Source organism: Streptomyces apricus (assembly GCF_008369065.1).
GTDB classification, from domain to species: Bacteria; Actinomycetota; Actinomycetes; order Streptomycetales; family Streptomycetaceae; genus Streptomyces; species Streptomyces apricus.
The window spans coordinates 416,387-441,137 of the sequence record NZ_VDFC01000047.1 but is presented as its reverse complement, the minus strand read 5'-3'; the positions used below and the strand labels follow the sequence as shown (position 1 = coordinate 441,137).

The 24,751-nt window shown below is 71.3% G+C and carries 18 protein-coding genes, 1 other RNA gene and 2 pseudogenes; 14 read left to right on the top strand and 7 right to left on the bottom strand.

Annotation, left to right across the window (positions count from 1 at the left end):
- The 4 genes and pseudogenes from FGF04_RS41330 to FGF04_RS28385 all read left to right on the top strand — a co-directional run.
- Positions 1-800 (top strand): annotated as a pseudogene (locus FGF04_RS41330) (serine/threonine protein kinase); the annotation flags it as partial.
- A gap of 154 nt (positions 801-954) precedes the next feature.
- Positions 955-2,025, top strand: a pseudogene (locus tag FGF04_RS28395) (serine/threonine-protein kinase); the annotation flags it as partial.
- A 98-nt stretch (positions 2,026-2,123) separates the two neighbouring features.
- Positions 2,124-3,230 carry a peptide chain release factor 2 gene (prfB, locus tag FGF04_RS28390; RefSeq protein WP_149514173.1) on the top strand — a complete coding sequence of 369 codons (1,107 nt, stop codon included), beginning with the start codon at positions 2,124-2,126 and terminating at the stop codon, positions 3,228-3,230.
- A 304-nt stretch (positions 3,231-3,534) separates the two neighbouring features.
- Positions 3,535-4,173: an LPXTG cell wall anchor domain-containing protein gene (locus FGF04_RS28385; protein WP_149514172.1), complete on the top strand. Its 639-nt coding sequence runs from the start codon at positions 3,535-3,537 to the stop codon at positions 4,171-4,173.
- A gap of 124 nt (positions 4,174-4,297) precedes the next feature.
- Here FGF04_RS28385 and FGF04_RS28380 read toward each other — a convergent pair whose 3' ends face one another.
- Positions 4,298-4,489 (bottom strand): hypothetical protein, encoded by a 192-nt coding sequence (locus FGF04_RS28380; protein WP_149514171.1) that lies wholly within the window; start codon positions 4,487-4,489, stop codon positions 4,298-4,300.
- Between the two features lie 361 nt (positions 4,490-4,850).
- On the opposite strand from FGF04_RS28380, the gene ftsE reads away from it, so the two are divergent.
- From ftsE to dacB, 6 genes are all read left to right on the top strand, one after another.
- Positions 4,851-5,540: a cell division ATP-binding protein FtsE gene (gene ftsE / locus FGF04_RS28375; RefSeq protein WP_149514170.1), complete on the top strand. Its 690-nt coding sequence runs from the start codon at positions 4,851-4,853 to the stop codon at positions 5,538-5,540.
- Between the two features lie 46 nt (positions 5,541-5,586).
- Positions 5,587-6,504, top strand: coding sequence for a permease-like cell division protein FtsX (ftsX, locus tag FGF04_RS28370; RefSeq protein ID WP_149514169.1), 918 nt, complete (start codon positions 5,587-5,589; stop codon positions 6,502-6,504).
- A 68-nt stretch (positions 6,505-6,572) separates the two neighbouring features.
- Entirely contained in the window at positions 6,573-7,739 is a 1,167-nt protein-coding gene (locus FGF04_RS28365; protein ID WP_149514168.1) for a S41 family peptidase, read from the top strand.
- A 105-nt stretch (positions 7,740-7,844) separates the two neighbouring features.
- A complete protein-coding gene (smpB, locus tag FGF04_RS28360; RefSeq protein WP_188114285.1) occupies positions 7,845-8,378 on the top strand; it encodes an SsrA-binding protein SmpB in 534 nt (177 codons plus the stop codon).
- A 118-nt stretch (positions 8,379-8,496) separates the two neighbouring features.
- Positions 8,497-8,885: a transfer-messenger RNA gene (gene ssrA / locus FGF04_RS28355) on the top strand.
- A gap of 80 nt (positions 8,886-8,965) precedes the next feature.
- The gene (dacB, locus tag FGF04_RS28350) at positions 8,966-10,579 is read left to right on the top strand and encodes a D-alanyl-D-alanine carboxypeptidase/D-alanyl-D-alanine endopeptidase (protein ID WP_149514167.1); all 1,614 of its coding nucleotides are present in this window, start codon (positions 8,966-8,968) and stop codon (positions 10,577-10,579) included.
- An 88-nt stretch (positions 10,580-10,667) separates the two neighbouring features.
- Here the strand turns inward: dacB and FGF04_RS28345 are convergent, their stop codons facing one another.
- From FGF04_RS28345 to FGF04_RS28320, 6 genes are all read right to left on the bottom strand, one after another.
- Positions 10,668-11,669 carry a LacI family DNA-binding transcriptional regulator gene (locus tag FGF04_RS28345; RefSeq protein ID WP_149514166.1) on the bottom strand — a complete coding sequence of 334 codons (1,002 nt, stop codon included), beginning with the start codon at positions 11,667-11,669 and terminating at the stop codon, positions 10,668-10,670.
- Complete coding sequence (yicI, locus tag FGF04_RS28340; protein ID WP_149514165.1) at positions 11,663-13,969, bottom strand: alpha-xylosidase; 2,307 nt, start codon at positions 13,967-13,969, stop codon at positions 11,663-11,665. The genes FGF04_RS28345 and yicI overlap by 7 nt, the downstream gene beginning before the upstream one ends.
- A 9-nt stretch (positions 13,970-13,978) precedes the next feature.
- Entirely contained in the window at positions 13,979-14,800 is an 822-nt protein-coding gene (locus tag FGF04_RS28335; RefSeq protein WP_149514164.1) for a carbohydrate ABC transporter permease, read from the bottom strand.
- A gap of 22 nt (positions 14,801-14,822) precedes the next feature.
- On the bottom strand, positions 14,823-15,800 hold the full coding sequence (locus FGF04_RS28330) for a carbohydrate ABC transporter permease (RefSeq protein WP_149514163.1): 978 nt from the start codon (positions 15,798-15,800) through the stop codon (positions 14,823-14,825).
- Positions 15,797-17,092 (bottom strand): ABC transporter substrate-binding protein, encoded by a 1,296-nt coding sequence (locus tag FGF04_RS28325; protein ID WP_149514162.1) that lies wholly within the window; start codon positions 17,090-17,092, stop codon positions 15,797-15,799. The genes FGF04_RS28330 and FGF04_RS28325 overlap by 4 nt, the downstream gene beginning before the upstream one ends.
- Positions 17,093-17,225: 133 nt before the next feature.
- Entirely contained in the window at positions 17,226-18,296 is a 1,071-nt protein-coding gene (locus FGF04_RS28320; RefSeq protein ID WP_149514161.1) for an MFS transporter, read from the bottom strand.
- Positions 18,297-18,379: 83 nt separating this feature from the next.
- On the opposite strand from FGF04_RS28320, the gene FGF04_RS28315 reads away from it, so the two are divergent.
- The 4 genes from FGF04_RS28315 to FGF04_RS28300 all read left to right on the top strand — a co-directional run bounded on the left by FGF04_RS28315 (position 18,380) and on the right by FGF04_RS28300 (position 24,685).
- A complete protein-coding gene (locus FGF04_RS28315; protein WP_149514160.1) occupies positions 18,380-19,363 on the top strand; it encodes a LysR family transcriptional regulator in 984 nt (327 codons plus the stop codon).
- Positions 19,364-19,740: 377 nt separating this feature from the next.
- A complete protein-coding gene (locus tag FGF04_RS28310; RefSeq protein WP_149514159.1) occupies positions 19,741-20,805 on the top strand; it encodes a hypothetical protein in 1,065 nt (354 codons plus the stop codon).
- The gene (locus tag FGF04_RS28305) at positions 20,805-23,009 is read left to right on the top strand and encodes a glycosyltransferase (RefSeq protein WP_149514158.1); all 2,205 of its coding nucleotides are present in this window, start codon (positions 20,805-20,807) and stop codon (positions 23,007-23,009) included. The genes FGF04_RS28310 and FGF04_RS28305 overlap by 1 nt, the downstream gene beginning before the upstream one ends.
- Before the next feature lie 320 nt (positions 23,010-23,329).
- Complete coding sequence (locus tag FGF04_RS28300) at positions 23,330-24,685, top strand: acyltransferase family protein (protein ID WP_149514415.1); 1,356 nt, start codon at positions 23,330-23,332, stop codon at positions 24,683-24,685.
- Positions 24,686-24,751: the final 66 nt, after the last annotated feature.

Here is a 24,751-nt window from a genome sequence, read left to right as displayed (position 1 = left end):
CCGCCGACCCCACCCAGGTGCTCCCGCAGGGCGCCGCCTCCTACGACCCGAACGGCGCGACCAGCGTCCTGCCGCACGCTGGCGCCGGTGCGGGCGCGGGCGCCGCGGACCCCACCGCCGTCCTGCCGCACCGCGGCGCGGCCGACCCGACCGCGGTGATGCCGCCGGTGCCGCCGGACCAGCCCGGGGCGGGCCCCGAGGACCCGCACCCCTGGCAGAACCAGCTGCGCGCGGCCCGCGACCGCAACGAGGCGACGCAGGTGCAGTCGTACCTCGACCCGAACGAGGACCCGCTGCGCCGCCGCCCGCAGCGCCAGGTCGCCCGCCCGCCGCAGAACCAGCCGCAGCAGCCCCCGCGCCGGCAGCCCGAGCCCCAGCGCCGGCAGCCGCGCAACCAGCAGTCCGGCTACGGCTACCCGCAGGGACAGCAAGGGCAGCAGCAGGGCTACCAGCAGGGGTACGCCCCCCAGCAGCCCTACCAGCCCCAGCCGCAGCAGCAGCGGTACGCCCCCGCGCCGCAGCAGCCCCAGCAGCCCGCGCCGCGGCCGCCGCGCGAGCCCCGGGAACCCAGGCCGCCCCGGCAGCGCGGTGCCAACCCGATGAAGATCCCCGGGCTCGGCTGCCTCAAGGGGTGCCTGTTCACGCTCGTCATCCTGGTCGCGGCCGGCTGGGCGATCTGGGAGTTCAGCCCGCTCCAGGGCTGGATCGGCACGTCCAAGGGGTACTGGGAGCAGCTGTCGGACTGGATCGGCACCGTCTCCGGCTGGGTCAAGGACCTCGGCGGCGCGACCGGCCAGTAGCCGTTTTCGGGGGATTGCTCCCCCGTCGTCCCCGGAATCGTCCTCACGGTTCCGGGGATTTGTCGACACCTGGCGGGTGATTTCCGTCGCCGAAGTGAAGGTTGGTGCTCCGGGCGCGTAGTTTTGTCGCCAACACGCGCCCGTAGGAGCAGTCTTGGTACGGAAGATCGGCAGCCGGTACACCGCGAACCAGATCCTGGGGCGGGGCAGCGCCGGCACGGTGTGGCTGGGTGACGGTCCCGAGGGCCCCGTCGCCATCAAGCTGCTGCGCGAGGACCTGGCGTCCGACCAGGAGCTGGTGGGGCGGTTCGTCCAGGAGCGGACGGCCCTGCTGGGCCTCGACCACCCGCACGTCGTCTCGGTGCGGGACCTCGTCGTCGACGGCAACGACCTCGCCCTCGTCATGGACCTCGTCCGCGGCACCGACCTGCGCACCCGGCTCGACCGGGAGCGCCGCCTCGCGCCCGAGGCGGCCGTCGCGATCGTGGCCGACGTCGCGGACGGGCTGGCCGCGGCGCACGCGGCGGGGGTCGTGCACCGGGACGTGAAGCCCGAGAACGTGCTGCTCGACATGCAGGGCCCGCTCGGACCCGGTGGCTCGCACCCCGCGCTGCTCACCGACTTCGGCGTCGCCAAGCTCATCGACTCACCGCGGCGGACCCGCGCGACGAAGATCATCGGCACGCCGGACTACCTGGCGCCCGAGATCATCGAAGGGCTCCCGCCGCGGGCGGCCGTCGACATCTACGCCCTCGCGACCGTGCTCTACGAGCTCCTCGCCGGGTTCACCCCCTTCGGCGGCGGGCATCCGGGGGCGGTGCTGCGGCGGCACGTCACCGAGACCGTCGTCCCGCTGCCCGGCATCCCCGAGGAGCTGTGGCAGCTGCTCGTGCAGTGCCTGGCCAAGGCGCCGGCGTCCCGGCTGCGGGCGTCCGAGCTGGGGGAGCGGCTGCGCGAGCAGCTGCCGCTGCTCGCCGGGATGCCGCCGCTGGACGTGGACGAGCCGGACGGGGAGCCGGCCGGCGACCACGACGAGGACGCGTCGCCGTCGGCGGCGACGGCGGCCGAGCCGGAGGCTCCGCGGGAGCGGGTGCGGCGGGGCGCCGTGCCGCTGGTGCCCGGCGCCAAGCCGGACTCGAACCGGGACACGCACACGTCGATGCGGGTGCCGGGGCCGGACGAGCTGGCCGGGGGCGCGCTCGGCACGGCGCGCGCTCCGCGGGCGCCCCTAGGTACCTAGGGGCGCGGGGAACTGCGCGGCCCGCCCCCACCGGGCCCGCACCTCTACCCCGGGCAAGTCGGCGGAGCCGTTACGCTGGGGGCGTGGCAGTCGTCGATGTTTCCGAAGAGCTCAAGTCCCTCTCCTCGACCATGGAGTCGATCGAGGCCGTCCTGGACCTCGACAAACTGAGGGCAGACATCGCTGTGCTGGAGGAGCAGGCGGCGGCACCGTCCCTGTGGGACGACCCCGAAGCGGCGCAGAAGATCACCAGCAAGCTGAGCCACCTCCAGGCGGAGGTGCGCAAGGCCGAGACCCTCCGCGGGCGCATCGACGACCTCGGCGTGCTCTTCGAGATGGCCGAGGAGGAGGACGACCCGGACACCCGTGCCGAGGCCGAGACCGAGCTCGCCGCCGTCCGGAAGGCGCTGGACGAGATGGAGGTCCGTACGCTCCTGTCCGGCGAGTACGACTCCCGCGAGGCCCTCGTCAACATCCGCGCCGAGGCCGGTGGCGTCGACGCCGCGGACTTCGCCGAGAAGCTGCAGCGCATGTACCTGCGCTGGGCCGAGCAGCACGGCTACAAGACGGAGATCTACGAGACCTCGTACGCGGAGGAGGCCGGCATCAAGTCGACCACCTTCGCCGTCCAGGTGCCGTACGCCTACGGGACGCTCTCGGTCGAGCAGGGCACGCACCGCCTCGTCCGGATCTCGCCCTTCGACAACCAGGGTCGCCGCCAGACCTCGTTCGCCGGTGTGGAGGTGCTGCCCGTCGTCGAGCAGACCGACCACGTCGAGATCGACGAGTCCGAGCTGCGCGTGGACGTGTACCGCTCCTCCGGCCCCGGCGGCCAGGGCGTCAACACGACCGACTCCGCGGTCCGCCTGACCCACATCCCGACGGGCATCGTCGTCTCCTGCCAGAACGAGCGGTCGCAGATCCAGAACAAGGCGACCGCGATGAACGTCCTCCAGGCCAAGCTGCTGGAGCGGCGCCGCCAGGAGGACCAGGCCAAGATGGACGCGCTCAAGGGCGACGGGGGCAATTCCTGGGGCAACCAGATGCGCTCGTACGTCCTGCACCCGTACCAGATGGTCAAGGACCTGCGCACCGACTGCGAGGTCGGCAACCCCGAGGCCGTCTTCAACGGGGAGATCGACGGATTCCTGGAGGCCGGAATTCGCTGGCGCAAGCAGCAGGAGAAGTAAGGCGACATTCGCGCACGTCGCTTTGTCGACAGGGCAACTCCCTTTCACCGGAAGGGAGTTGCCCTTTCTGTTGGGTGATGCGTGGGTTTTACATCACACTCACATGACACTGTGCCGGTCAAAAGAGCGTGATCTGGACATCGCGGTCGCAACGACCTTGACGTTGCTTTGAAAAGTGGGAAGGCTGACGCGCGGCATGCGTATTTCTGGGGCGCGTGTGAACCGGAGGCTCTGCCGAGCCGTCCCGCGGTCGCCGCTCCGGACGCTGCACCACTGACGATGACCTACTGGGGGTAGCAACCAGATGACCAAGAAGACGCGCATCCGGATCGCGCGGATAGCGGCCGGTGCGGTGATCGCCGCCGGCGCCTCACTGACCGCCGCCGGTGCCGCTTCGGCACTCGACGTCAGTGCCAACGTGGGTGGCCTGAACGTCGGTGTCGGCATCGACGCCGACGACGACCCGACGGACCCGACCACCCCGCCTCCCACCGAGGAGCCGACGGAGATCCCGACGGAGCCCACCGAGGAGCCGACGGAGCCCACGGAGGAGCCCACCGAACCCACGGAGGAGCCGACCGAGCCCACCGAGGAGCCCACCGAGAACCCGACCACCCCGGGCAACGGGAACGGCGGCGGCAACGGCGGTGGCGGCGACAACGGCAACGGCAACGGMGGCGGCGGCAACGGTGGTGGCGGCAACGACACCAACCCCGACAACGCCGGCTCCAAGCCCGTCGAGCAGGGTCAGGGCAAGGAGAGCCTGACCGACACCGGCTCGGGCTCGGACACCTCCGCGCAGGGCACCGGCGGCGAGCTCGCCGAGACCGGCGCCGCCGAGAACATCACGTACCTGCTGATCGGCGCCGCCACGATGATCGCCGGTGGCATCGGCTTCCGCATGCTGCCGCGCCTGATGGACAACCGCGGCGCCGCAGCCTGACGCCGTAGGACCTGGGAAGGGCCCGGAGCGAACAGCTCCGGGCCCTTTCTCATGCTCTGTGCCCGCAGGCTCTGTACTCGCAGGGCTCTGCGCCTGCGCTTCGCGGCCGTGTGAGGTGCGTCTCCTACGCGGTCTGGTGGGCCAGCAGGGCCACCGCCGCTATCAGGACGGCCAGCAGGGCGATCAGGGCCATGGGGTTGAGCCCCCCGAAGGGGCCCTCCTGCTGCAGTCGCTCGCGGTTCGCGCGGCAGACGGGGCAGCGGCCCTCGCTCACGGGCGCGGCACAGTTCGCGCACACCAGCCGGTCGTACGTCATGCGCTCGCCCTCCTTGCACCGGTTCCACGTACACAACGCTCTCGGGGACGGATACGTTCCCCCTCCACTGTGCCAGGTTCCTCCGGAGGCTGCGCGGGTTCCCTTGCAGGGGGCCCGGGCGCCTTGTGGGGGTGCCCCCTGGGAGCGTGCGCGGCTGCGGGTGGGTGGGGGCTGGTCGCGCAGTTCCCCGCGCCCCTGACGGGGCACGGACGGGGCGGGACCGGGTCCCCTTCTTAAGGTGCCCCGGTACAAATGCGCACAACCCTTCTGCAACCCGTCCCGGCGACTGCGCCGGTGTGCCCGGGTCGCGTATGGTCACGCTCGTCCAGCCCGATATCCCCCGACGGCCTGTGGTGCATCCGTGATCCGATTCGACAACGTGTCCAAGGTCTACGCCAAGCAGACCCACCCCGCCCTCCGGGACGTCTCCCTGGAGGTGGAGCGCGGCGAGTTCGTGTTCCTGGTGGGGTCCTCCGGTTCCGGGAAGTCCACCTTCCTGCGGCTGATCCTCCGTGAGGAGCGGGCCAGCCAGGGGCAGGTGCACGTACTGGGCAAGGACCTCGCGCGCATCTCCAACTGGAAGGTGCCGCAGATGCGCCGCCAGCTGGGGACCGTGTTCCAGGACTTCCGCCTGCTGCCCAACAAGACGGTCGCCGAGAACGTCGCCTTCGCGCAGGAGGTGATCGGCAAGTCCAAGGGCGAGATCCGCAAGTCCGTGCCGCAGGTGCTCGACCTCGTCGGGCTCGGCGGCAAGGAGGACCGGATGCCCGGCGAGCTGTCCGGCGGTGAGCAGCAGCGGGTGGCCATCGCGAGGGCGTTCGTGAACCGGCCCAAGCTGCTGATCGCGGACGAGCCCACCGGAAACCTGGACCCGCAGACCTCCGTCGGCATCATGAAGCTGCTCGACCGGATCAACCGGACCGGCACCACCGTCGTGATGGCGACGCACGACCAGAACATCGTGGACCAGATGCGCAAGCGCGTCATCGAGCTGGAGAAGGGGCGTCTCGTCCGCGACCAGGCGCGCGGCGTCTACGGCTATCAGCACTGACCGCGAGCCCCCCGCGTCCGTCCACGGAAAGGCCTGAGAAGACGCCATGCGCGCCCAGTTCGTCCTGTCGGAGATCGGTGTAGGTCTCCGCCGCAATCTGACGATGACCTTCGCGGTCATCGTCTCCGTCGCCCTGTCCCTCGCCCTGTTCGGCGGCTCGCTCCTGATGAGCGACCAGGTGAACTCGATGAAGGGGTACTGGTACGACAAGGTCAACGTCTCGATCTTCCTCTGCAACAAGAGCGACGCGGAGTCCGACCCCAACTGCGCCAAGGGGGCGATCACCAGCGAGCAGCGCAAGCAGATCCAGACCGACCTGGACAAGATGCCGGTCGTCGACACCATCACGCACGAGACCAGCGACGAGGCGTACAAGCACTACAAGGAGCAGTTCGGCGACTCCCCGCTGGCGGCCTCGCTCACCCCGGACCAGATGCAGGAGTCCTTCCGCATCAAGCTGAAGGACCCGGAGAAGTACCAGGTCATCGCGACCGCCTTCGACGGCCGGGACGGCGTGCAGTCCGTGCAGGACCAGAAGGGCATCCTCGACAACCTCTTCGAGCTGCTCAACGGCATGAACTGGGCGGCGCGCGCGGTGATGGCGATGATGCTCGTCGTCGCGCTGATGCTCATCGTCAACACGGTGCGCGTCTCCGCGTTCAGCCGCCGGCGCGAGACCGGGATCATGCGCCTGGTGGGCGCCTCGGGCTTCTACATCCAGGCGCCGTTCATCATGGAGGCCGCGGTCGCAGGCCTCATCGGCGGCGGCGTCGCCTGCGCCTTCCTGCTGATCGCGCGGTACTTCATCATCGACCACGGCCTGGCCCTGTCCGAGAAGCTGAACCTGATCAACTTCATCGGCTGGGACGCCGTCCTGACGAAGCTGCCGCTCATCCTCGCCACGAGCCTCCTGATGCCCGCGCTGGCCGCGTTCTTCGCGTTGCGCAAGTACTTGAAGGTGTGACACATGCCAACGGGGTCCGTACCGGCAACGGCCGGTACGGACCTTTTCGTTGTCCTAGACTCACCCGCATGTCAGGCCGCGACCTGTTCTGTCAGCCCCGCCGCATCCGCCGCGGGGCGGCCCTGACGTTGGTCTTCACGAGCGTCCTCGCGGCCGGCGCCGCGACCGGCTCGTTCGACGGCCCCGGCCGGAAATCCGCCTCCCCGCCGGTCCGCACCGCCGAGGCCGGCCACCGGGAGGACGTCGCCGACGCCGCCGCGGACGCGATGGCCGACGGGAAGTCCCCCGTGGAGGCCGCCGAGCGCGCCGTCAGCCGCAGCGGCGACCGCTGGGGCGCCGTCTACTCCCAGGGCGAGTACGAGGAGTTCGAGGACGCCCTCGACGGCCGGTACACCGGCGTCGGCCTGTGGGCCCGGCGCGAGCGCGACGGCCGCATCGAGGTGACCCGGGTCCGGTCCGGGTCGCCCGCCGAGACCGCCGGCATCCACAAGGGCGACCGGCTGCGCAGCGTCGACGGCCGCCGGGTGGACGGCAGGCCCGTCACGGAGGTCGTCTCGCTGCTGCGGGGCGACGCCACCGGCGCCGACGCGGGCACCACCGTCTCCCTGGGACTGCAGCGCGGCACGCGCGCGTGGAGCGAGACCCTGCGCCGCGCGCGGCTGTCCACCGACTCCGTGACCGTGCGCGAGCTGCCGGACGGCGCGACCGTGATCGGGGTCGCCGCCTTCACCAAGGGCTCCGGGGACCTCGTGCGGACCGCCGTGGCCGACGCGCCCGCGGACGAGGGCATCGTCCTGGACCTGCGGGGCAACTCCGGCGGCCTGGTCACCGAGGCCGTCACCGCCGCCTCCGCCTTCCTCGACGGCGGCCTGGTGGCCACGTACGACGTGGACGGCGACCAGCGGGCCCTGCACGCCGATCCCGGCGGCGACACCGCCAGACCCCTGGTCGCGCTCGTCGACGGCGGCACGATGAGCGCGGCCGAGCTGCTCACCGGCAGCCTCCAGGACCGCGGCCGCGCGGTCGTGGTGGGCTCCAGGACCTTCGGCAAGGGCTCGGTCCAGATGCCGAGCCGGCTGCCCGACGGCTCCGTCGCCGAGCTGACCGTCGGGCACTACCGCACCCCCTCGGGGCGCGCGGTGGACGGCCGCGGCATCACCCCCGACCTGGAGGTCGAGGAGGGCGCCCTGGAGCGCGCCGAGACGGTGCTGAGCGGCCTGGGGGACGCCGAGTGAGCGCCCGGCGCCCCGTCCCCGCGGCCGGCGGTCCGCGGTTCCCGTAATCGGCTTTCCCTCCGGCCCCCCTCTGGTGCGAAAATGACCAGCACTATGAGCAAGGGCATGTACGTACCGAAGGAATCCCAGCCGAAGCAGGGCGGCGGCGCCAAGGCGAACGCCAAGGACGGCAAGCGCAAGATCGTCGCGCAGAACAAGAAGGCCCGGCACGACTACGCGATCATCGACGTCTACGAGGCCGGGCTCGTCCTCACCGGCACCGAGGTGAAGTCGCTGCGCCAGGGGCGGGCCTCGCTGGCCGACGGCTTCGTCCAGATCGACGGGAACGAGGCGTGGCTGCACAACGCCCACATCCCCGAGTACAGCCAGGGCAGCTGGACCAACCACTCCGCGCGCCGCAAGCGCAAGCTGCTCCTGCACCGCGAGGAGATCGACAAGCTGGCGGTGAAGTCCGAGGAGACGGGCCACACGATCGTGCCCCTCGTCCTGTACTTCAAGGACGGCCGGGCGAAGGCGGAGATCGCGCTGGCCCGGGGCAAGAAGGAGTACGACAAGCGCCAGACCCTGCGGGAGAAGCAGGACCGGCGCGAATCGGACCGCGCGATCGCGGCGGCCAAGCGCAGGCAGCGCGGCGAGTAGCCGGCGCGGCGGGCCGCCGGGAATACAGTGGCATCGACGTGCGTTGGTCACGTACGATGGCAACGCACCTCACAGCAGGTGCACGCGCCCTCCTCGGAGGGTCTTGAAAAAACAACATGGGGATGATCGGTTTCGACAGCGGCTGTCGAAGCAGGGGAAGCGAGCCGAGGAAGCGGCAATGATCTCGTTAACCATATGTCGCAACCAATAATCGCCAATTCCAAGAGCGATTCCCAGTCCTTCGCCCTCGCTGCTTAATAACCAGTGAGTGAAGGACCCTAAATGGGTGTCAGCCCGGGGGTGTTCCCGACCCGGATCCTGGCATAATCAAGGGAACTAAACCGTCTCGCCCGGTCACGGGGTGAGGCGGGAAATCAAACAGTGACTGAGCCCGTCGGAGACTTGTTCGCGTGATCTCCGGGGCTGAGAAAATCTAAGCGAACTGCGCTCGGAGAAGCCCTGATTCTGCACCGTTGGACGCGGGTTCGATTCCCGCCATCTCCACTTCCCATGTTCACAGTGAAGCGTGACGACGAAGGCCCCGCTGCCATAGGCAGCGGGGCCTTCGTCGTGGATGCTGCTGTGGCATGAGACGACTCGGACAGAGACTCGGACAGGGCAAGAGATCTCACGGCCCGCGCCACCGCGCGCGGGCCTGGGCCGTGGTGCTGGGCATGCTGGTCGCCGGACTCGGCTGGTCCGCGCCGGCCGGGGCCGACCAGGAGGCCGGGGGCCTGCCGGAGGCCCTCGACACCCTCCTCGGCGACAGCCGCATGGAAGGCGGCGCGGCGGGCGTCGTCGTCGCGGACGCCACGAGCGGGGACGTGCTGTACCAGCGGGCGCCCACCTCCCGGCTGATGCCCGCCTCCAACACCAAACTGCCCACCTCGGCGGCCGCGATGGAGATCCTCGGCCCCGGCCACACCTTCACGACGGACGTCCTGACGACCGGGCGCCGGCACGGCTCCGTGCTGACCGGCGACCTGTACCTGCGCGGCACCGGCGACCCGACCGCCCTGGCCGAGGACTACGACGGCCTGGCGGCCCGCGTCGCCGACTCCGGCGTCACCCGCGTCGACGGACGGCTCCTCGCCGACGACACCCGCTTCGACCGCAGCCGCCTGGGCCGCGCCTGGGCCGCCGACGACGAGTCCGCGTACTACTCGGCGCAGATCAGCGCGCTGAGCGTCGCGCCGGACACCGACTACGACACCGGGTCGGTGATCGTGGAGGTGGCGCCGGGCACCGCGGCCGGCGACGCGCCCCGGGTCACCGTCACCCCGCCCACGACCTACGTGGACGTCGACGTACGGGCCACGACCGTCGCGGCCGGCGGGGCGAACGACCTCACCGTGGAGCGCGAGCACGGCGGCAACACGATCGTCGTCACCGGCACGACGCCGGTGGGCGGCTCCGGCACCCAGGAGTGGGTGAGCGTGTGGGAGCCCACCGGGTACGCCGCCGCCGTCTTCCGCGCCGCGCTCACCGCGCACGGGGTGAAGGTGACCGGCGCGACGCGCCTGGGACGCGCCACCCCCGCGGCGGCGCGCCGGCTCGCCTCGCACACCTCCATGCCGCTGAAGGACCTGCTGGTCCCCTTCATGAAGCTGTCCAACAACATGCACGCCGAGATCCTCACCAAGGCCATGGGGCACAAGGTCTCCGGCGAGGGCAGCTGGAGCGCCGGGCTCGCCGCCGTCGGCGGCTACCTCAAGGGCGTCGGCGTCGACACCGGGAAGCTGCGGCAGGTCGACGGGTCCGGGCTCTCCCGCATGAACAACCTCACCGCCGGGCAGTTCGCGAAACTGCTGCTCGCGGTGCGCTCCGAGCCCTGGTACGCCGACTGGTACAGGTCCCTCCCGGTCGCCTGCGCCCCCGACCGCTTCGTGGGCGGCACGCTGCGGACCCGGATGTGCGGGACGCCCGCGGCCCTCAACGCCGTCGGCAAGACCGGCTCGCTGACGGGGGCGTCCGCGCTGTCCGGATATGTGAAGGACGCGGACGGCCGGGAGCTCGTCTACAGCATCGTGCTCAACAATTACCTCGCCGCGTCCGTGAAGCCGCTGGAGGACGCGATCGTGGTGACCCTCGCCCGGTCCACGGCGGACGGGACCGCGGCGGTGGAGGCGGCACCGGGCGCGCGGTCGGCCGGAGCGGACACGGACCTGGAGTGCTCGTGGCGCAAGCCGGCGAGGTGCTGAGCGGGTGAACGACGACGGTCCGGGGCGCGGGTGCTCGGGGGCGCCCACAGCTGCTCGCGCCCCGGACCGCCTCCGCCGTGCCACGGGGTCAGCGGGGCCGCGTGCTCGCCCGTACCGTCAGCCGGGGCGGCAGCAGCGTGGCCCGCGGTACGGGGGTGCCGTCCAGCTTCCTCATCAGCAGCTCCACCGCGCCGGTGCCCACCTCGGCGGCCGGTATGGCGACGGAGGTGACGGGCACCCGGACGCGCCCGGCCAGCTCGTCCGGGCAGATCGCGGTGACCGACAGGTCCTGCGGGACCCGTAACCCGAGCGCCTCGAAGGCGTCGATCAGCGGCTCCAGGACCGGCTCGTTGTGCACCACGACCCCCGTCAGCGCGGGCCGCTCCCGCAGGAGCCGCTCGGCGACCTGCCGGGCCGCCGCGGGGTCCGCCTCGCACGGGTGCACCGAGGAGGCGATGCCGTTGCGGTCGGCCGCGGTGGTGAAGCCCCGCACTACCCGCTGGGCGAACCCGGTCTCCCGCACGTACACCTCGGGTGGTGAGCCCACCAACCCCACCACCCGGTGCCCGAGCCCCGCCAGGTGCTCGACGCACAGCTCGCCCGCCGCCCCGAAGTCCAGGTCGATGCAGGTCAGCCCGTCGGGCTCGGCCGGGAACCCGATCAGTACCGACGGCCGGTCCAGGCGCCGCAGCAGCGGCAGCCGCCCGTCGTGCAGCTGGACGTCCATCACGATCAGCGCGTCCACGAGCGCGGTGTCCGCGACCCGCCGCAGCCCGTCCTCGCCCTCCTCCTGGGTGAGCAGCAGCACGTCGTGGTCGTGGCGGCGCGCGGCCGTCACCACGGACACCGCGAACTGCATCACCACCGGCACGTGGATGCCGGTCCGCAGCGGCACCACCAGCGCCAGCACGTTCGACCGGCTGCTGGCGAGGGCACGGGCCCCCGCGTGCGGCCGGTAGCCCAGCTCGCGGATGCTGTCCTCGATGCGCCGGCGGGTCTCCTCGGAGATCGGGCGCTTACCGCTCAGCGCGTACGAGACGGTGCTGGGGGAGACCCCCGCGTGCCGGGCCACGTCGGTGATCTTCACCATGCCCGGCCCCGCTCCGGACCGTCAGTGGGCCCCTGCTCGGGCCCCAGCTCCAGGGACAGGAACCCGGTGCCCGCCGCCGCCCGCGCGGTCCGCCCGCCCGCCGACAGGGCCCAGGGCGCCGCCGGGTCGCTCGACGCCGCCCGCAGCGTGTCGCCCTCCCGCACGACGGTGAACGTCACCCTGTCCACCGCCACCGTGACCTGCGCGCCGCGCACCGGCCCGTACGCGTGCAGGGTGACCCCGTCCGCGTACGGGTAGTCGGGGCGGTCCTCGACGGCGCCCACCGGGATCACCGCGCCCGGCCGCACCAGGAGCGGCACGCTGGAGAAGCCGTGCCGCTCGCGCACCCAGCGCGGCCCGGTGACCGTCCGCCCGGTCAGGAAGTGCGTCCAGGTGCCCTCGGGCACGTAGTACGACACATCCCCGTCGTCGGAGAACACCGGCGCGACCAGCAGGTCGGGGCCGAGCATGTACTGCCGCTCCAGGTGCGCGCAGCCGGGGTCGTCGGGGAACTCCAGGACCATCGCGCGCATCATCGGCACCCCGGTCGCGTGCGCGGTGCGGGCGGTCTCGTACAGGTACGGCATGAGGCGCAGCTTCAGGCGGGTGAACAGGCGCAGGACGTCCACGGCCTCCTCGTCGAAGAGCCACGGCACCCGGTACGAGGAACTGCCGTGCAGGCGGCTGTGCGAGGAGAGCAGCCCGAAGGCGAGCCACCGCTTGAACAGGGCGGGCGTCGGGGTGCCCTCGAAGCCGCCGATGTCGTGGCTCCAGTAGCCGAACCCGGAGAGCCCCAGCGACAGCCCGCCGCGCAGCGACTCGGCCATCGACTCGTACGTGGCCTCGCAGTCGCCGCCCCAGTGCACCGGGAACTTCTGGCTGCCCGCGGTCGCCGAGCGCGCGAAGACGACCGCCTCACCCTCGCCGCGGTGCTTGCGCAGCACGTCGAAGACGGTCCGGTTGTAGAGGTAGGTGTAGTAGTTGTGCATCCGCTCGGGGTCGCCGCCGTCCGCGTACGCCACGTCGAGCGGGACCCGCTCCCCGAAGTCCGTCTTAAAGCAGTCGACGCCCTGCGCGAGGAGCGCCTCCAGCTTCGAGGCGTACCACTCGCGGGCGGCCTCGCTGGTGAAGTCGACGAGCGCCATGCCCGGCTGCCACAGGTCCCACTGCCAGACGCTGCCGTCCGGCCGCCGCAGCAGATGCCCGAGCGCCTTGCCCTCCGCGAACAGCGGGGAGCGCTGGGCGATGTACGGGTTGATCCACACACTGATGTGCAGCCCGCGCTCCTTGAGCCGCGCCAGCATGCCCTCCGGGTCGGGGAAGACCCGCGGGTCCCACTCGAAGTCGCACCAGTTGAACTCGCGCATCCAGAAGCAGTCGAAGTGGAAGACGGAGAGGGGCAGTTCGCGCTCCTTCATGCCGTCGATGAAGGAGCTGACGGTGGCCTCGTCGTACGAGGTGGTGAAGGACGTCGACAGCCACAGCCCGAACGACCAGGCGGGCGGCAGCGCGGGCCGGCCGGTGAGGGCCGTGTACTTGCGGATGACGTCCTTGGGCGTCGGCCCGTAGATCACGTAGTACGTCAGCTGCTGGGTCTCGGCGCTGAACTGGACCCGGGAGACCGCCTCCGAGCCGACCTCGAACGACACCCGGCCCGGATGGTCCACGAAGACGCCGTAGCCCGCGTCCGTCAGGTAGAACGGCACGTTCTTGTACGCCTGTTCGGTGGCCGTGCCCCCGTCGGCGTTCCACATGTCGACGACCTGGCCGTTCTTCGCCAGTGGCCCGAAGCGTTCGCCGAGCCCGAAGACGTGGGTGCCCACCCCCAGGTTCAGCTGTTCCCGCAGGTAGTGGCCGCCGTTGCCCGCGTCGCGCATGATGCCCATGCCCTTGGGGCCGCTGGCGGTGAGGACGCGGCCGTCGGCGAGGAAGTCCACGTGCCAGGGGCCGGTACGGCTCACGCGCACGGACAGGGCGCCCGAGGTGAGGGTCGCGGACTCGTCGTCGTACGCGGCGTGGGCGGTGAACTCCTCCCCGCCGAGCCGGTTGAGCTCGAACCGCGGTCCCCGGGGCTCCTCGCCCTCGAAGTGCGTGAACGTGACGCCGATGACGTCGGGCATCGGGGCGTGCGCGCCGATGGTCACGACCGGTCCCTTCAGGAGATCGCCGCGGTGGCGGATGGGCTGGGTCGGCGCGTGGATCTCCAGGGCCCCGGACCCGGCGCTCACGTCGAGGACCTCGACCGGGTGGGCGGCCGTCACGCCTTCGCGCAGCAGCCAGTAGCCGTCGGTGAACTTCACGCACACCCCTTACTTGACGGCACCCACGGCGATGCCGCGGGTGAGCGTCCGCTGGAAGACGAGGAAGAAGACGACGGCGGGCAGGACGCCCAGGAGCGCGGCGGCGTTCGTCATGGTGGCGTCCATCAGGCGCTGGCCCTGGAGGACGCCGAGGGCCACCGACACGGTCTGGTTGTCGTTGGAGATCAGCATCACCAGGGGGAGCAGGAACTCGTTCCAGGTCCAGATGAAGAAGAAGACCAGGAGCACGCCGATGGTGGGCCGGCTGACGGGGACGACGATCCGCCACAGCACCTGCCACTTGTTCGCGCCGTCGATGCGGGCGGCCTCGATGATCTCGCGCGGGAACCGCCCGAGGACCGAGGCGAGGAGGTACGTGCCGAAGGCCGCCTGGATCACGGTGAAGACGATGATCACGCTCAGCCGGGTGTCGTACAGGCCGGCTTCCTTGCTCAGGTAGTAGACGGGGTAGACCAGCGCCTCCTGCGGCAGCATGTTCGCCAGCACGAAGAAGGCGAGCACCCAGGTGCGCCCCCTGATCCGCCCGATGCCGATCGCGTACGCGTTGAGGACGGACAGGACGGCCGCGCCGAGGGCGACGGACCCGCTGATCAGCACCGAGTTCACGAGCTTCTGCCCGTAGTCGACGCGTTCCCAGAAGTCCTTCAGCCCGTCGAGGTGGACGCCCTCGGGCAGGCTCAGCGGGCCGTTCGCCGCGTACTCGGCGGGCGACTTCACGGCGTTGACGGCGACGACCAGGAAGGGCAGGACCATGAACAGGGCCCCGATGACCAGGGCGAGGAGGACGGGGTAACGGCGCAGGGCGGTCATCGCGCGCCCCCTTGTCCGGTGTTCATCGCACGCCTCCCTCTTCGGCGTCCTCGGCACGGGTCTGGAGCTTCAGGCCGGCCAGGGCGAGCAGCAGGACGATCACGGTGAGGACGGTCGAGATCGCGGCGCCGTACCCGACCTGCGTCTTCTCGAAGAACGTGGTGAACGAGAAGTACGAGGGCACGTCGGTCGCCCCGCCCGGGCCGCCCTTGGTGAGCACGTACACCGCGCCGAACACCTTGAGCGCGGCGATCGTGCACCAGAGCAGCACGACGGAGATCTCGGGCCGGATCTGCGGCAGCGTGACGTGCCAGAAACGCCGCCACCAGCCGGCCCCGTCCAGCTCGGCGGCCTCGTACAGCTGCGGGTCGACGCGCTGCAGGCCCGCCATGAAGATCACCAATGGGAAGCCGAGCTGCACCCAGACCATCACGCCCATGACGCTGTAGAGCGCGAGGTCGGGGTCGCCGAGCCAGTCCTGCCGTAGGCTCCCGAGCCCGACCGCCTCCAGGAGCTCGTTCAGCGAGCCGTTCTCCGGCGCGAGGATCCAGCTCCACACGACGCCCGCGACCGCGATGGGCAGCACCTGCGGCAGGTAGAAGCAGGCCCGCAGCACGGCGGCTGTCCGGCTGCCGAAGTGCTTGCCGACGAAGTCGAACAGGGCGGCGGCCAGGACCAGTCCGAGGACGGTCGGCACGACCGCCATCGCGACGACCATGAACAGGCTGTGCCGGAACGACGCCCAGAACTGCGTGTCGTCCATCAGCTCGCGGTAGTTGGCGAGCCCGGACCACTCGGGGCTGCCGACGCCCTGCCAGTCGGTGAAGCTCACGCCGGTGTTCATCAGGAACGGCACGACGACGACCGCGAGGAAGGCGAGCGCTCCGGGGAGCAGGAACAGGGCGTAGGAGTCGCGGGGCCGCCGCGGCCCGGCCGGGAGGTGACGCGCTTCGACTCCCGTGCCCCTGTTCCTGCCGCCCCGTTCGACGGTGACGGTCACCGGTCCGCTGCGCCCTTGTCGTACGCGGCCTCCACCGCGTCCAGGTAGGCGTCGGGCTTCGCGCTCCCCGTCATCAGCTTCTGGGTCTCGGAGACGAGGACGTCGTAGAAGCCGGCCACGGGCCAGTCGGGGTAGAACGCGAGGCCGTCCCGTTCGGAGAGGGCGTTGAAGTTCGCGATCAGGCTCTTGGCGCGCGGGTCCGTGATGGCGGCGGGGTCGGCGGCCACCGGGACGCCGCCCTTGTTGCCGAGCAGGTTCTGGATCTTCTCCGACATGGTGATGTCGATGAAGTCGTAGGCCAGTTCCTTGTTCTCCGACCCCTTCGGGACCACCCACAGGTTGCCGCCCGAACCGAGGGTCATGTCCGACTCCGGCCACAGGAACGTGCCCCAGTCGAACTTGTTCTCGGCGGCGAAGCGGCCGTACCACCAGCTGCCCGAGAGCAGGATCGGGCTCTTGCCCTGCATGAAGGAGAGCCCGGCGTCCTCGGCCTTCGTGCTGGTGGACTTCTCGCTGATGTAGCCCTTGTCCACCCAGTCCGCGAAGGTCTTCGCGCCGTACGTCCAGGCGGCGTCGTGGAAGTCGGGCTCGCCCTCGAAGAGCTGGTACGAGTCCACCCAGGCGCGGTCCGCCTTCGACAGCGCCAGCTGGTAGAGGTACTGCTGGGCCATGTACTCGGCGCCCGCGTTGGCGAGCGGGGTGACGCCCTTGTCGACGAAGGTGTCCATCGCGGCGGTCAGCTCGTCGAACGTCCTCGGCTCGGCGATCCCGTACTTGGCGAAGAGGTCCTTGTTGTAGAACACCATCGTGTACTCGGCGTAGTTGGGTATCCCGAACCACTTGCCGGAGCCCATCACGCCCTTGGCGTCGTACCGGCTGGTGGTGCGCACGCCGGCGCTGAGCTTCTTGTCCCAGCCGCGCTTCGTCACCTCCGCGGACAGGTCGGTGAGCAGGCCCTGCCGGGAGAGGTGGCCGGCCGTCGCGTTGCCCTTGTTGTACTCCATGAGGTCGGGGGCGTCGTCGGAGTTGAGGACCATCGGGGCGGTCTTCTGGATCTGCTCGAAGCCCTTCTCCTCGAACTTCACCTCGACGCCCGGGTGGGTCTTCTCGAACTCCTTGATGGCGGCGTTCCAGGCGATCGCCATCGCGCTGTCGGGGCCCTCGTAGTGCCACAGCCTCAGCGTCTTCCCGTCGGAGGACCCACTGTCCGAGTCGCCGCAGGAGGCCAGCAGCAGGGTGGTGACCACCGCCGTCGCTGCCGCCGCCGTCACACGTCGTCGTGCGCTCAACATCCTGTGCCTCCGGGGGAGTCGGATGGGTGTCGGAACGTCGCGCCGCGCTCGCGGCGCGGCACGCGTCGAATCGATTCGACGCGGGTCGTCGAAGCGCTTCGACGGGGGAAGGTAGGGGGGAGCCCGGGGCGAGTCAATGCCCCGCACACGAATTCGCTCCGCTCGGGCGGGGAGGGGACCCCTCGGGCGTCCGGTGCTGCAGCAGCGTCATCCCCGTGACCATCGTCGGCGCGGTGGCCATCCCGGCGAGCAGCAGCGCGAGCCCCAGCACCACGAGCCCGCCCCCGGACCCGGCCGCCAGCAGCGGCAGGCACATCAGCGGCACCATCGCGGCCACGCTCAGCAGGAACCGCCGCTCGACGGCCCCGCCCGGCCGCACCACCCCGTACAGCAGTCCGGCCGCACACGACCCGGCCGCCTGCAGGGCGAGCACCACCCCGGCCGCCGACCGGTGCCCCTGCGCGTCGGCGAAGGCGATCGTCACCACCTCCATCGAGCCGAACACCGCCCCCGTGGCGAGGAATCCGACCAGCAGCGGCGCGACACCGGGCGCCCGCAGCGGCGACGGCCCGCCGGCCCCCGTACGGCCCCGCGCGGGCGGTTCCGTGGACCGCTGGGCGGTGAACAGCAGGACGCCGGTCACCAGCAGGACGGCCGCGACCAGCGTGCCCGCCTCCGGGAACAGCGCCCCGCACAGGAGCGCGGCCAGCACCGGGCCGAGCATGAAACAGAGCTCGTCCGCGGCCTGCTCGAAGGAGTTCGCGGTGTGCAGCCGCGCCGGGTCCCCTTCGAGGAGGTGGGCCCAGCGCGCCCGGGACATGCCCCCGGTGTTGGGCGTGGTCGCCGTGGCGGCGTACGCGGCGAACAGCGTCCAGCCGGGCGCGCCGAAGCGGACGCAGAGCAGCAGCGCGAGCGAGCCGAGCGCCGCGACCGCCGTCGCGGGGACGGCGACCCTGGCCTGGCCGTACCGGTCGACGAGCCGCGCCGTCCAGGGCGCGACCACCGCCGTCGCCGCCAGCCCGGTCGCGGTGACGGCGCCCGCGAGCGCGTACGAGCCGCGCGTCTGCGCGATCATGACGACGGCGCTCACGCTGAACATCCCCATGGGGAGCCGGGCGACGAGGTTCCCGACGGTGAACGCCCCGGCGCCCGGTATGTCGAAGAGCAGGCGGTAGGGATTGCGTGAGCTGGTCGGTGACGGCATGGACCAACGGTCACCCGGCCCCCCACCAGGGGTCCAACACCTTCCCGGTGCCGATTCACGCACCTGCGTTGTAGGTTCTCCCGGTGCCCGCCCACCTCGAACCCCGCCTGCTGCGCGCCTTCCTCGCCGTCGCCGAGGACCTGCACTTCACCCGCGCCGCCGTACGGCTGTACGTCGCCCAGCAGGCCCTCAGCCGCGACATCCGCCGCCTGGAACGGGAGCTGGGCGCCGAACTCTTCGTACGCACCACCCGGCAGGTGGCGCTCACCCCCGACGGCGAGCGGCTGCTGCCGTACGCGCGCCGGGCCCTGGAGGCGCAGGACGACCTGCTCGCCGCCTTCGGGCGGGCGGGCGCTCCGGCGCGGGCGGGCACCGAGCGCCCCCTGCTCGTCGACGTGAACAGTCCGGGCCTCCTCTCCGGACGGGTCCTGGCGCTGGCCCGGGAACTCGCCCCCGACAGCGAGCTGATGGCCCGCTTCGAGAGCGGCCTCACCGGCGCCGCGACCGAGCTGCTCGCCGGCCGGCTCGACGCGTCCTTCGGCCGGTTCGCGGGGCTCGACCCGGCGCTGCGCGACCGCCTCGAACAGCAGCCCGTACGGTACGAGCCGATGGCCGTCGTCCTGCCCGAGGACCACCCCCTCGCCGCGCTCGACGCCGTACCGCTCGACGCGCTGGCGGGGGAGCGGGTGTACGCGGGCGCCGGGAACCCCCGGACGCTGGAGTGGACCGACCTGGCCCGTCAGCTCTTCGACGGACGCGGGATCGAGGTCGCGCCGCCCGCGCCGCTCGCGGTCGGTGCCGAGGAGTTCCGGCGGATCATGGCCAAGACCCGGACCCCTGTTCTGGCCGTCGTGGACTTTCCGGCCATGCCCGGATCGGTCCTCAGACCCCTCGTGGACCCCGTCCCGCTGTCCCCCGTGTCGCTGGTGTGGCGTAAGGGGCTGATGCATCAAGGAGTTGCCGCGCTGCGGGCCGCSGCGGCCCGGCTCTCGGCGGAGGAGGGGTGGCTGGAGCGACCTGTGGGGGGATGGATTCCGGCCATGGATGCGCTCGTGATGAGGAGCTGAATTTGATACGGAACCCTCACTCATGGCTACGTGCGATACATTCGTGGCCCGGGAGCGGTGTGATAAAGCGGGGCGTTCGGGCCGGATGGGGGTTCGGTTCGAGCGGCGACGTGCGAGTACCCGGGTAACTCGCGCCACCCCAGAACGAGTCCCGTGGGGGGATGCACGTGCGCGTGAAAAGTTGGCCAGAAGACGCTCAACCGGGTCGGAACGAATCCGATCGGTCAGGTGCGGACACGGCCGGAGGCCTGCTCCACGACGGAACCGGCCGAGCGGTCCGAAATGGTCCTGATCAGCCCTTCCGCAGTGATTCGGCCGGCGCGGGCGCCGAGGCCCAGGGCGGCCCCGACGCGTCCGACGTGTCCGGTACGGCGGTCATGTCCGACAGCTGGTTCCGCCGGGAGGCGGCCGCGGCGGTGCCGCGCCAGCGCGCCGACGAACCGGACGCGACCCGGCTCCAGACCGGCCGCATAGTCTGGGGCACCACCGGTGCCACCGCCGCCGTCGACACCACCGGACCGGCCGCCGCCGGCGCCGCCGCGTTCGACACGCACGACACCGCGTTCGACGCCGCCCAGGGGTACGGGAACGCCGCCGGACCCACCGATGGACGTGATCTCGGACACGCCGCCGGGCCCGACGCGTCCCGTGACGCCGGGTACGACGCACCCCGTGCCGCCGGACACGATTCCTGGCAGGAGTCCGAGCACCCCGAGCACACCCACGACCCGCACGAGGTCACGGTCCAGCTCGACGGCGTCGGACGGCAGATGGAGGACTGGCTCGTCCAGCAGGCCAAGCGCGCGCCCGGCGCCCAGGACGCCGCGGACGGCCCGGTCTTCGTCGACGAGACGGGCCGCCGCAGCCGCCTCTACCGCAGGATCGGCATGGCCGTCGGCCTCGCGTGCGCGATCTACGCGGTGGTCATCCTCGTCACGGTCGTCTCGGGCAACTCGAACGCGCCCTGGCTGCCCCTCCAGGACCAGCAGCAGGACTCCCCGGCCGGCAAGGTCGAGACCACGCCGCTGCCCGCCGACTCCGCCGCCCCGTCCGACCCGGCGAGCGCCTCGCCCGAGGCGAGCGCCTCCGGCGGCGAGGACGTCGCACCGGCGCCGGACGCCGGCCTCTCCGCCGACCCGTCGGCGAGCGCGACGGCACCGCAGAACTCGGCCGATCCCGAACCGTCGGCCACCAGGACCAAGCCGGGCACGGGCACGGGTACGGATAACAACAACACACCCGACCCCGGCCCCACCAAGGAAGTCCCCGCGTCACCGGACCCCGATCCGGAACCGACCGACACCGGCGTCACGGACGGCCCCACCACGGAGGCTCCCGCCGGTAGCGACACCAACGACGTTGCCGCCGACCCGATCACGGGTGAGCCGACTCCCCTGGAGCCGAGCCCGCCCATCTCGTCCTCCCCGGAGAACATCCTCTGATGGCATTCCGCACCAGCAGGCGCGGCGCAGCCCGGGGCGCCGTCCGGCGCCGTCGCCTGCCCATGCGCTACCTGCTGCCCTCGCTCGTCCTGGTCGCCCTGATGGCGATGCTGATGCTGCGCGGGTACGTACACAGCGAGATACTCGCCGACCACCGCATCCAGCCCGAGGCCGCCACCGACCGCGTACCCGAGAAGATCATCGACGGCGGTCCGGTCATCGACACCCGCGGCGGCCGCACCAACAGCCTCAGCGTGCCGGACCACCGCCTCGTCCTCACCTTCGACGACGGCCCGGACCCCGAGTGGACCCCCAAGGTCCTCGACGTCCTCAAGAAGCACGACGCGCACGCGGTGTTCTTCGTCACCGGCACGATGGCCTCGCGCTACCCGGGCCTCGTCCAGCGCATGGTCGACGAGGGCCACGAGATCGGCCTGCACACCTTCAACCACCCCGACCTGTCCTTCCAGTCCAAGAGCCGCATCGACTGGGAGCTGTCGCAGAACCAGCTGGCGCTCGCGGGCGCGGCCGGCATCCGCACCTCGCTGTTCCGGCCGCCGTACTCCTCGTTCGCCGACGCCATGGACAACAAGTCGTGGCCGGTGACCGAGTACATCGGCAGCCGCGGTTACCTCACCGTCGTCAACAACACCGACAGCGAGGACTGGAAGAAGCCGGGCGTCGACGAGATCATCCGCCGCGCAACCCCCAAGGGCGGCAAGGGCGCCATCGTCCTCATGCACGACTCCGGCGGCGACCGCCACCAGACCGTCGAGGCGCTCGACCGCTTCCTGCCCGACCTGCAGGAGAAGGGGTACGAGTTCGAGAACCTCACCGGCGCGCTCGGCGCTCCCAGCGCGCACACCCAGGTCACCGGCCCCGACCTGTGGAAGGGCAAGGCCTGGACCTGGGCGGTGCAGGCCTCCGAGAGGAGCACCGACGTCCTCGTCGTCGGCCTCGCCGTCGTCGGCACCCTGGTCATCACCCGGTTCGGCCTGATGCTCGCGCTCTCCATGGCGCACGCCCGGCGCGTACGCCGCAAGAACTTCCGCTGGGGACCGCCGGTCACCGAGCCGGTCTCGGTGCTGGTGCCGGCGTACAACGAGGCCAAGTGCATCGAGAACACGGTGCATTCGCTGATGGCGAGCGAACAGCCCATCGAGGTCGTCGTCATCGACGACGGGTCGAGCGACGGCACCGCCCGCATCGTCGAGGACATGCGGCTGCCGAACGTACGCGTCGTGCGCCAGCTCAACGCGGGCAAGCCCGCCGCCCTCAACCGCGGCATAGCCAACGCCCGGCACGACCTCATCGTGATGATGGACGGCGACACCGTCTTCGAGCCGGCCACCGTGCGCGAACTGGTGCAGCCCTTCGGCGACCCGAGCGTGGGCGCCGTCGCGGGCAACGCGAAGGTGGGCAACCGCGATTCGCTGATCGGCGCCTGGCAGCACATCGAGTACGTGATGGGCTTCAACCTGGACCGCCGCATGTACGACATGCTGCGCTGCATGCCGACGATCCCGGGCGCCGTCGGAGCCTTCCGCCGCTCGGCCCTCGAACGCGTCGGCGGCATGAGCGAGGACACCCTCGCCGAGGACACCGACATCACGATGGCGATGCACCGCGACGGCTGGCGGGTCGTCTACGCGGAGAACGCCCGCGCGTGGACCGAGGCCCCGGAGTCCGTCCAGCAACTGTGGTCCCAGCGCTACCGCTGGTCCTACGGCACCATGCAGGCGATCTGGAAGCACCGCAAGGCCCTGATCGAGCGCGGCCCCTCCGGCCGCTTCGGCCGCGTCGGCCTGCCCCTGATCTCCTTCTTCATGGTCCTGGCCCCGCTGCTGGCCCCGCTGATCGACGTGTTCCTGCTCTACGGGATCGTGTTCGGCCCCACCCAGAAGACGATCACCGCGTGGCTGGGCGTCCTGGCCATCCAGGCGGTGTGCGCCGCGTACGCCTTCCGGCTGGACAAGGAACGCATGACCCATCTGATCTCGCTGCCCCTGCAGCAGATCCTCTACCGCCAGCTCATGTACGTCGTCCTGCTCCAGTCCTGGATCACCGCCCTCACCGGCGGCCGCCTGCGCTGGCAGAAGCTGCGCCGCACCGGAGTGGTGGGCTCGGCCCCGGTCACCCCGGGCGCCCCCGCGGTACCGACCCAACGCACACAGAGCGGCAACGACCGGAGGCCGGTGGGATGACGAACGGCCATCACACGGGCCCGGGCCCGGACGGGAACACCCCGGAGGGGACTCCGCCGGAGTACGGCACGTCCTCCGACTACGGCACGTCCGACCGCGGTACGTCCGATCGCGGCACCTCGCGGTACGAGTACGAGTACGGGACGCCTGGGACGCCGTCGGAGCAGACGGAGCCGTACCGGTACGACGCGACGTGGGCGACCGCTCCGTTCGACCGGCAGGTACGCGGCGGAGCGCGGGCGGAGGCACCGGCAGAGGCAGCGGCGGCCACGGCGACGTGGCCGGAGCCGAAGCCGGAAGCGAGGCTCGACACGGACGAGATGACGCCCCTGCCGGTCGGACCGGCAGGCGTCCCGGCCGCACCCGACGCCTCGGCGTCCGCGGCGGCCCTGGCGCCGTCCGTCCCCGCCCCCGACCCCGTCCCGTCCGCCGACGGGCCCCCGGCGCCGAAGAAACCGGGCCGCGACCGCTACCTGGACCTGCTGCGCACCCTGGCGCTGGTCCGCGTCGTCGCGTACCACCTGTTCGGCTGGGCCTGGCTGACGGTGCTCTTCCCGTCCATGGGCGTGATGTTCGCGCTGGCGGGCTCCCTGATGGCCCGCTCGCTGAAGCGCCCGGCCCTGGGCGTGATCCGCGGCCGGATACGCCGGCTGCTGCCGCCCCTGTGGGTGTTCAGCGCCGTCATGCTGACCATGATGTTCGCCGCCGGCTGGAACATCTCCGAGGACCCCGACCACAGCGGCACCTGGGGCATGGTCGAGCTCCTCAACTACATCGTGCCGATCGGCGCCCCGCCGTACCCCTGGAGCCTCGGCGACAAGACGGGCCTCCTGGAGCAGACGTGGGCGGTCCAGTCGGCGGGCGTGCTCTGGTACCTGCGCGCGTACCTCTGGTTCGTCCTGGCCTCCCCGCTGCTCCTGTGGGCGTTCCGCCGCTTCCCGTGGCCGACGCTGCTGGCACCGCTCGGCCTGACGGCCGTGGTCGGCACGGGCCTCGTCACCATCCCCGGCGAGACGGGCAACGCCGTCTCGGACTTCGCGGTCTACGGCAGCTGCTGGATCCTGGGCTTCGCCCACCACGACGGCATGCTGCAGAAGATCCCGCGCTACGTGGCGGTGTCCTGCTCGGTCCTGGTCATGGCCTTCGGCCTGTGGTGGGCGTCCGGCCACCTCGGCCCCGACGGCTGGGACCTGAACGACATCCCGCTGGCCCAGGCGACCTGGTCCTTCGGGTTCGTCGTCATCCTGCTCCAGTACTCGCCGTCCTGGCAGGAACTGCCCGGCCGCCTCAAGCGCTGGGACCGGCTGGTCACCCTCTCCAACAGCCGTGCCATGACGATCTACCTGTGGCACAACCTGCTCATCATGGCCACGGTCCCGATCCTCGACGAGCTCTATGAACTCCCGTTCATGAACGACCGTCTGGTGGGCTGGCTGGACACCACGTACATGGTGTGGATGTTCCTCCTGGTCTGGCCGCTGATAGGCCTCGCCATCCTCACGGTCGGCTGGGTCGAGGACCTGGCGGCGAAGCGGAGCCCGCGCCTGTGGCCGGACGGCACGAAGAAGCCGGCCCGGCCGGGCACGCGCCCGGGTTCCGGGAACGGCCCCGGTTCAGGACCGAAGCCCTCTTCCCATTCCCGGCCCCGTGCTCGGGCCCGTGCTCGGGCGAGATAGGACGGGCGACGGTCGTCTGTTTGCGTGTGCGTGGGCCGGGCGGAAGCCCGGCCCACGCGTCGTGCG